This window comes from Nonomuraea rhizosphaerae (assembly GCF_019396405.1).
Taxonomy (GTDB): domain Bacteria; phylum Actinomycetota; class Actinomycetes; order Streptosporangiales; family Streptosporangiaceae; genus Nonomuraea; species Nonomuraea rhizosphaerae.
Genome location: NZ_JAHKRL010000391.1, coordinates 1 through 8,341, shown reverse-complemented (window position 1 = coordinate 8,341; position 8,341 = coordinate 1). Strand labels below are relative to the sequence as shown.

Annotated in this window: 8 protein-coding genes; 3 read left to right on the top strand and 5 right to left on the bottom strand. The window is 73.1% G+C overall.

Annotated elements, in window-relative coordinates; genetic code table 11:
- A partial coding sequence (locus tag KME77_RS20165; protein ID WP_219470066.1) for a helix-turn-helix domain-containing protein occupies positions 1-252 on the top strand: 252 nt, incomplete at its 5' end.
- Between the two features lie 61 nt (positions 253-313).
- On the opposite strand, the gene KME77_RS20160 is transcribed toward KME77_RS20165, so the two are convergent.
- From KME77_RS20160 to KME77_RS20150, 3 genes are all read right to left on the bottom strand, one after another.
- Positions 314-1,942, bottom strand: a complete 1,629-nt coding sequence (locus KME77_RS20160) for a hydantoinase B/oxoprolinase family protein (RefSeq protein ID WP_219470064.1) — start codon at positions 1,940-1,942, stop codon at positions 314-316.
- A 15-nt stretch (positions 1,943-1,957) separates the two neighbouring features.
- Positions 1,958-3,991: a hydantoinase/oxoprolinase family protein gene (locus KME77_RS20155; protein WP_219470062.1), complete on the bottom strand. Its 2,034-nt coding sequence runs from the start codon at positions 3,989-3,991 to the stop codon at positions 1,958-1,960.
- 129 nt (positions 3,992-4,120) lie between these two features.
- The gene (locus KME77_RS20150; RefSeq protein WP_219470060.1) at positions 4,121-4,417 is read right to left on the bottom strand and encodes a hypothetical protein; all 297 of its coding nucleotides are present in this window, start codon (positions 4,415-4,417) and stop codon (positions 4,121-4,123) included.
- A gap of 148 nt (positions 4,418-4,565) precedes the next feature.
- Between KME77_RS20150 and KME77_RS20145 the strand changes: the two genes are divergently transcribed.
- Positions 4,566-5,189, top strand: a complete 624-nt coding sequence (locus KME77_RS20145; protein ID WP_219470059.1) for an IMPACT family protein — start codon at positions 4,566-4,568, stop codon at positions 5,187-5,189.
- A 2-nt stretch (positions 5,190-5,191) separates the two neighbouring features.
- On the opposite strand, the gene KME77_RS20140 is transcribed toward KME77_RS20145, so the two are convergent.
- Positions 5,192-6,421 (bottom strand): isochorismate synthase, encoded by a 1,230-nt coding sequence (locus KME77_RS20140; protein WP_219470057.1) that lies wholly within the window; start codon positions 6,419-6,421, stop codon positions 5,192-5,194.
- A gap of 217 nt (positions 6,422-6,638) precedes the next feature.
- Between KME77_RS20140 and KME77_RS20135 the strand changes: the two genes are divergently transcribed.
- On the top strand, positions 6,639-7,472 hold the full coding sequence (locus tag KME77_RS20135) for an SGNH/GDSL hydrolase family protein (RefSeq protein WP_219470055.1): 834 nt from the start codon (positions 6,639-6,641) through the stop codon (positions 7,470-7,472).
- A gap of 1 nt (position 7,473) precedes the next feature.
- Here KME77_RS20135 and KME77_RS20130 read toward each other — a convergent pair whose 3' ends face one another.
- Entirely contained in the window at positions 7,474-8,187 is a 714-nt protein-coding gene (locus KME77_RS20130; protein ID WP_219470053.1) for an HNH endonuclease family protein, read from the bottom strand.
- Positions 8,188-8,341: the final 154 nt, after the last annotated feature.

Sequence of the window (8,341 nt, the reverse complement as noted above, 5' to 3'; positions counted from 1 at the left end):
GCGGGCCTCCTGCGCGCCCCCGCCGCCACGATCCTGCGGCCGCTGCTGTCCATGGACAGGGACGGCGCCCTGCTGGAGACGCTGGCCGCCGTCCTGGACGAGGGCGGCGCGCTGAAGGCCGCCGAACGCCTCGGCGTCCACCGCAACACCGTCACCACCCGCCTGGACCGCGTCAGGGCCGCCGGCTACGACCTGGACGACGCCCCCACCCGGCTGGCCCTCCAGCTGGCCTGCCACGTGCTGATGAGCTGACCGGGCTCAGGGCGTGATCACGGCCTGAGCATGAACCGGTCATGCACCGGTCATGATCTGGTCATGCACCGGTCATGCCCTGGGCGAGGTCGTCGGCGACGGCCTCGGGGGAGCGGTCCGCGGGCGGGCCGTAGCCGCCGCCACCGCCCGACTCGCAGCGCAGCACCGTGCCCGCGGGCACCGGCAGGGCGTTCACCTTGAGCAGCTCACGCTCGTCCGGGCCGCCGGGGTCCAGCGTGACGCGCGGCGGCGCCCCGGCCGAGCCGCCCGCCAGGCCCCACGCGGGCGTGACCGAGCGCTCGAACCACAGCGACAGCGACGTGTCGCCCTGGAACTCGTACTCGCGCACCACGCCGTTCCCGCCCCGCCACCGGCCGGCGCCGCCGGTGGACGGCCGGATCTCGTAGCGGGTGACCCGGACCGGGAAGAGCGTCTCCAGCACCTCGATCGGCATGTCGCGCAGCGCCCCGTTGACGTTGTTGATCAGGCAGGTCTCGCCGTCGCCGCCCTCCCAGGCGCCCCAGCCGCCGACGGTCGCCTCCTGGGAGACGTACAGCTTGCCGGTGCGCGGGTCCGTGCCGGTGAACTGGACGATCATCGAGTCCCCGTACGAGGCCGCGGCGGCCTTGTCCGGCAGCACGGGCGCCAGCGCCGCCACCACCAGGTCGATGAGCAGCCCGAGGTGGGAGTAGTAGTACTGGCAGGCGGCCGGCGACTCGGCGGCCAGCATGGAGCCGGGCCGCGTCGCGACCGACAGGGGACGGAAGGAGCCGCCGTTCAGCGGCACGTCGCCGGAGACGAGCAGCTTGTAGCCGACCCGCACGGCCGCCACGGCCTGGGCGGCGCCGCAGTTGACCGGCCCGGTGGCCTGGTCGGCGCAGTCGGTCAGGTCCACCTCCATGGACGAGCCCGAGACGGTGACCGTGACGCCGACGCGCAGCGGCGTGCCCAGGTCGATGCCGTCGTTGTCGAGGAAGCCGGCGGCCCGGTAGACGCCGTCGGGGATGGCGGCGACGGCGGCGCGTTCGAGCGCCTCGGTCTGGGCGAAGATCTGGTCGCGGGCGGCCAGCACGGTGGGCACGCCCCAGCGGGAGACGATCTCGGTGAGGCGCCGCTGCCCGGTCCGCGCGCAGCTGATCTGGGCGCGCAGGTCGCCGAGCGTGGCGTGCGGGAAGCGGACGTTACGCGCGATGACCTCGTGCAGGTCGAGGCACGGCTCGCCGCCCGCGTAGACCTTGACCGGGCCGAGCCGCAGCCCCTCCTGGAAGATCGAGGTCGAGTCCATGGAGCCGCCGGGGTCCTTGGAGCCGACGTCGAGCCAGTGCGCCCGCGAGGCCGCGAACCCGGCCAGCTCCCCGCCGGCGAAGATCGGCCCGTACACGGTGACGTCGTTGAGGTGCGTGCCGCCGATGTAGGAGTCGTTGAGCAGCCACACGTCGCCCTCGCGCCAGACGTCGCGGCCGTGCAGGCGCTCGGTCTCGCGGGTGCACACCTCCAGGTTGCCGAGGAAGATCGGCAGCCCGGACGACTGGCCGAGCACGTTGTGGTCGGCGTCGAGGAGCGCGACGGCGCAGTCCTTGGCCTCGTAGATGACGGGGGTGTAGGAGCTGCGGATGAGGGTGGTGTTCATGTCCTCCGCCGCCTGGAGGAGCGCGCAGCGGATGATCTCGGTGGTGATCGGGTCAATCAAGGGGGGAGTCCACCTTCACGCTCGTGCGGTGTTGTCGACTTTGATGATGAGGAACCCGTTGCCGTCCACGCCGACCATGCAGCCGGGCGGGACGACCGTGGTCGCGGTCTGCTCGACCACGATCGCCGGCCCGGCGAACTCGCCGGGCAGCCCGTCGCGGCGCAGCACCGGCGTGCTGTGCACCTGCCCGTCGAAGATCACGTCCCGCACGTACGGCTCCGCGGCCTCGTCCCTGACCCGGCCGGCGGCGGTGCGCTCGAACGTCCCGAAACCGGTGCTGCGCAGCATCACGAACTCCACGGCCGCCTCGGGGGTGGCGTGGCCGTAGCGGCTGGTGTGCGCCTCGGCGTAGCGGGCGGCGATCTCGGCCAGGAACTCCGGCTCGGCCGGCTCGTCGGCGTCGCGCAGCGGGATGGTCAGCGTGTAGTCCTGGCCCTCGTAGCGCATGTCCACGGCGTGCTCGACCCTGCGCCGCTCCGGCGGCACCCGCTGCCCGGTGAGCGCGTCGAGCGCCTGCCGCTCCAGCCCGGCCAGGCACGCGGCCATGTCCGGGCCGTCGAGCGCGTCCTGCGGCCGGAAGTACGGGTAGGTCAGGTCGCGCCGCACCTCGGCCTCCAGCATCCCCCAGGCCGAGAACGCGCCCGGGTAGCGCGGCACGACCACCTCGGCGATGCCCAGCTCACGCGCGATGAACACCGCGTGCATCGCCCCCGCCCCGCCGAAGGCCACGAGCGCGAAGTCGCGCGGCTCGACCCCGTGCTCGACGGTCAGCGTGCGGATCGCCTGGGCCATCTTGGCGTTGGCCACGTCGCAGATGCCCTCGGCGAGCTGCAGCGGGTCCATGGCCAGCCGCTCGGCCAGGGTGGCGACGGCGGCGCCGGCCGCGTCGCCGTCGAGCGTGAGCTGCCCGCCGGCGAACCAGGCCGGGTCCACGCGGCCGAGCACCAGGTTGGCGTCGGTGACGGTCGGCTGCGTGCCGCCGCGCCCGTAGCAGGCGGGCCCCGGCACGGCCCCGGCCGAGCGCGGGCCGACGCGCAGCGCCCCGGCCTCGGAGTAGGCGATGGAGCCGCCGCCCGCGCCGATGGTGTGCAGGTTCACGATGGGCATCAGCACCGGGTGGCCCTCGACGTGGGCCTCCGAGCTGACGTCCGGCCTGCCGTTGACCACCAGCGACACGTCGAACGAGGTGCCGCCCATGTCGACGCAGATGAGGTTGTCGCGGCCGAGCAGCCGGGCCGCGGCGACGCCGCCCATGGTGCCGCCGACCGGCCCCGACAGCAGCGTCTGCAGGGGGTGACGCATCGCGTACGAGGCGTCGACCAGGCCGCCGGACGACTGCATGACGTGCACGGGCACGGCCAGGCCGCGTTCGGCGAAGCGGTGCTCGATCCTGGCCAGGAAGTCGCGGACGACCGGCCCCGTGTACGCCTCCAGCACGGCCGAGGAGGTGCGCTCGTACTCGCGCCACTCCCTGGCCACCTCGTGCGACAGCACGACCAGCACGCCGTCGCCGAGCTCCTCGCGCAGGATCCGGCCGGCGCGCAGCTCGTGGACGGGGTCGGCGTAGGAGAACAGCAGGCAGACGGCCACCGCGTCGAACCCCTCCTCGCGGACGCGGCGGGCGGCCCGGCGCACGTCCTCCTCGTCGAGGGGGATCAGCTCCTCGCCGCGCCAGTCGAGCCGCCCGCCCGCCTCCATGACGTCCTGGCGCGGCACGAGCGGGGCGGGCTTGCGGTAGCGCAGGTCGAACATGCGGTCGCGGTTGCCGCGCGCGATCTGGTACACGTCGCGCCCGCCCGCCGAGGTCAGCAGCAGCACGCGGGCGCCCTTGCGTTCGAGCAGGGCGTTGAGGCCCTGGGTGGTGCCGTGCACGAAGAACGCGATCCCGGACGGGTCGGTGACGACCTGGCCCAGCGCGGCGAACACCCCGTCGGCCAGGTCGGCGGGAGTGGTGGGCGCTTTGGCGGCCAGGACGGCTCCCGAGCGGTCGTCGTGGCAGACGACGTCGGTGAACGTGCCTCCGATGTCCATGGCGACTCGGTAGCTCATCACAGCACCGTATGACGCACCGCGTGGGCGCGCATGTGCGGGGTGCACAGGCCACCGGGACGAAGTGGGCGCCCAGCTCGTCCGCCCAGTTCAGCCGCGCAGCTCATCCGCCCAGCTCAACCGTCCAGTTCAGCCGCGCAGCTCGGCCGCGCGGGCGGGCAGCATGGCGGCGATCTCGCCCGCCAGCCGCGGGTCGGCCGCGAACGCCTCGGCGACGGCCGCGCGCAGCTCCGCCGGGTCGCCGGGACGGCCGGCCGCGCGCTCGATCGCCTGCCGGGAGGCGGCGTCGCCGCGCCCGAAGATCCGCTGCAGGACGCGGGTGCCGCGGGCGACGTCCGACCCGGCGGCCAGTTCGGTGGTCTTGGCGAGGACGGAGCCGCCGTAGGCGCCGATCGCCACGGCGGCGTACGGCATGACGTCGTCCACGACGTCCGCGGGAATGCCTACCGGAATGCCTGCAGGAATGCCTGTAGAAATGTCCGCACGAATGTCCACGGGGATGTCCACGGGCACCTCCAGAGGGCCGGCCGGGGGATGAAGGCGATGCTAGTGCGGCGGGCACTAGCCTGTGGACGTGTCGTCATATCTCACCCTCAGTGACGTGGCCGAGCACGAGACGGAGGCCCGCCGCTCCCGCTTCGTCTGCGCGCTCGCGCCCGTCTCGACGGTGGCGCAGGCGGCGGCGTTCGTCTCCGGGCGCCGCCTGCTGCACCCGGGCGCCAACCACCACTGCACCGCGTACGTGATCGGCGAGGCGCGGAAGGGCGACGACGACGGCGAGCCGGGCGGCACGGCGGGCACGCCCATGCTCCAGGCGCTGATCGGCAGGGGCTTCAACGACGTGGTGGCGGTGGTGACCCGCTACTTCGGCGGCACCCTGCTGGGCGCGGGCGGGCTGGTGCGCGCCTACAGCTCGGCGGTGACCGAGACGCTCGACCAGGTGACCCCGGTGCGGATGGTCCCGGCCACGCTCATGGAGGTGTCGGTCTCCCACGACCTGGCGGGCCGCCTGGAGAACCACCTGCGCGCCTCGCGGCACCAGGTCACGGACGTGGCCTACGGCTCACGGGCGGTGTTCACCGTGGCGGTGGGCCAGGAGGAGCAGGCCGGGTTCGCCGACTGGCTGGCCACGCTGACGGCCGGCCGGGCCCGGCTCGTCGCCGGCGCCCCCGTGCACGTGGCTGACCCCGCCGGATGAGGTCAGCCCTCCAGGGCGTACTGCATGACCCGGAACTTGGCCTGCGCCTCGGCCAGCTCCGAGCCGGGGTCGGAGTCGCCCATGATGCCGCCCCCGGCGAACAGGCGCGCCCGGCGGCCCCGCACGATGCCCGAGCGCAGCGCGATGCCCCACTCGCCGTCGCCGTGGGCGTCGATCCACCCGACAGGGCCGGCGTACCCGGCGCGGTCCATGCCCTCCAGCTCCCTGATCACCTTGATCGCGGTGCCGGTCGGCGTGCCGCCCACGGCGGCGGTGGGGTGCATGGCGGCGACCACGTCGAGCACGGACGCGCCGTCGGCCAGCCGCCCGGTGACGTGGCTGGCCAGGTGCTGCACGTTCGGCAGGACCAGCAGCTCCGGCTCGTCGGGCGTCCGCAGCGACGAGCACAGCGGGCCGAGCGCCTGCCGCACCGACGCGATGGCGCACTCGTGCTCCTGCCGGTCCTTCGCCGAGGCGAACAGCGCCTGCCCGCGCGCGAAGTCGTCGGCCGGGCCGGCGCCGCGCGGCGTGGTGCCGGCCAGGACCAGCGACTCGATCTCCTGGCCGGTACGGCGGATCAGCAGCTCCGGCGTGGCCCCGACGAGCCCGGCCACGGAGAAGGTGTAGCACTCCGGGTAGCGGTGGGCCAGGCGGCCGAGCAGCAGCCGCACGTCGATCGGCCGCTCGGCGGTGGCCAGCAGGTCGCGGGCCAGCACGACCTTCTCCAGCTCGCCCTCGCGGATGCGCTTGGCGGCCTGGGCGACCACGCCCTCCCATTCGAGGGCGCTGAGGCTGCCGTCGCCGTAGCTGATCCGGCCGGGGTCGCGTACGGGCGTGACGGGCTCAAGGCGCGCGTCGCCGATGGTCGTCAGCCAGGCGCGGCCGTCGCGCTTGGCCAGGACGGCCTGCGGGACGACCAGGACGGAGCCGGGGGAGTTCTCGTCGAAGGTGAAGGTGCCGAAGGCGACGGGCCCGGTGCCGGGGACGTCCACGGCGTCGTCGATGTGGGCGTCGCCGAACAGGGCGTTGAGCCAGCGGCGTGCCCAGGCGAACCTGCCGGGCCCCGCGGGGACGGACACGCGGGCGGCCTCTCCCCAGCCGACGAGCCCCTCTCCGTGCCTGATCCAGGCGTAGGGTGCGGTCTGGGGCAGGGAGGCCAGCAGATTGCCGGGGTCACCTATGGGGGTGGTGCGAACCGGCAGCGGGCGGGTGGTTCCGAGCGCGACACTCACCCAAGACACTCTATGCGGGAACTGAACACGTTCGACTGTGACCCCCGCGAATGAGTGGTTACGGTCAACGAACCATGAAAAAGCGGGAACTGAGCTGGTATTGAGGGCATCCTCTTCGGATCTGGACTGTCAAGCGGCGATAGGAAAACGGTCCTGAAATGGCAGTTGTTGCCCCAACGACATAGTCGCTCCCATGGCCGGTCCCTACCTTTGGGCCATGATCACTCGCCTGGCGCCTGTCGCCGCCGCCGCGGTCGTTCTCCTGGGTTCCGGTTCAGCGCAGGCCTCGTCGCGGGAGGCCGTCCCCGAGGTCATGGCGGCGCTGGGGGACTCGATCTCGACCGGGTTCAACGCCTGCGGCTGGTACGTCTCGTGCACCTCACGTTCCTGGTCGGCCGGCGACAACGCCGAGGTCTCCAGCCACTACCTGCGCCTGTCCGGCCTGGGCGGGGCGATCAAGGGACACAACCGCAACTTCGCCGTGCCCGGCTCGACCAGCGAGGACCTGATGAAGCAGGTCCGTGAGGCCGTCGCGGCCAAGGCCGACTATGTGACGATCCTCATAGGCGCCCAGGACGCCTGCAAGCCGACCGAGAAGCAGATGACGCCGGTCGCGACCTACCGGCGGCGCCTGGACGCGGCCCTCCAGGAGCTGCGGGCGGGCATGCCCGCGGCGCGGGTGTTCATCTCCAGCATCCCCGACCTGCGCCGGCTGTGGCAGGTCGGCAAGGACAACCCGATCGCGCGCACGTTCTGGACGCTCGGCAAGATCTGCCCGGCGATGCTGGCCAACCCGGGGTCGGTCAAGCGGGCCGACGTGGCGCGCCGGGCCAGGGTGCGGGCGCGGGTGATCGAGTACAACCGCGAGGCGGCCGAGGCGTGCGCCACGCTGGGGCCGGCCTGCCGTACGGACCAGGGGGCGGTGTTCGCCTACCCGTTCACGCTCAGCCACATCAGCAAGTGGGACTTCTTCCACCCGAACGCGCAGGGGCAGCGGGTGCTGGCCGCGCAGACGTTCAAGAACGGCTTCGAGTGGCTCGACATGCGCTGACCTATCTGCACTGCCTGATCATCGTGTCCTTGTCCTCGCGGGTGACGGGCAGGTCGTACTTGAGCGCCACCTGCGCGAAGCGGGTCACGTACGCGCAGCGGATGTGCCGCTGCGGCGGCAGCCAGCTGGCCGGCCCCGAGGCGTCCTTCTGCTCGTTGGCGTCGCCGTCCACCGGCAGCAGGTTCAGCGGGTCGTTGGCGAAGTCGACGCGCCTGGACATCGGCCAGCGCGGCGCGCCCATCTTCCACGCGTAGGCGAGCGGGACGACGTGGTCCACCTGGATCTCGTCGGCGCGGTCCTTGCTCCACTCGATGACCCGGCCGGTGTAGGGGTCGGCCAGGCGCAGGGAGACGACCTCGCAGCGCGAGCCGCTGCGGTACCTGACGTCGCGGCCGTCGCGGGCCAGCAGGTCGTCGCGGGTGCGGCAGCCGTTGCGCGCGTACGGGACGCCGGTGGCGGTGTCGGCCCAGTTGTCGCCGTACCTGATCCGCTCGTAGCCGGTGCCCGCCCCGCGGCCCTTGACCCGCAGGTCCTTGATGAGCGCGCGCGCCTTGGCCCGGTCCACGTCGGTGGAGATCGCGGCCAGGCCGGGCAGGGTGCCGCTGGCGTTGCCGAGCGGGCTGGCCGCCGTGGCCGGGGTGCTCTTGGTGCCGGCGAACAGCGAGACGATGAGAACGCCCCCTGCCAGGAGGGCGATCGTGTCCTTTGTGCTCAAGACGCCTCCGGGACTCTGGCCCAGGTTCTCTAGAGACAAATCCCCGGCCTCGCGGCGTTTGACACGGCGCGGGACGCCCGGATGGCCAACAGTCACCGGTCGGCTAGACACGTGAGGCCCCGGCCCGCCGGGCCGGGGCCTCCTACGGCCGGGA

What these genes read in the sequence shown, in the direction of transcription:
- KME77_RS20155 (WP_219470062.1), bottom strand. Translation starts at nt 3,991, where the DNA reads ATGAGCTACCGAGTCGCCATGGACATCGGAGGCACGTTCACCGACGTC.
- KME77_RS20135 (WP_219470055.1), top strand. Translation starts at nt 6,639, where the DNA reads ATGATCACTCGCCTGGCGCCTGTCGCCGCCGCCGCGGTCGTTCTCCTG.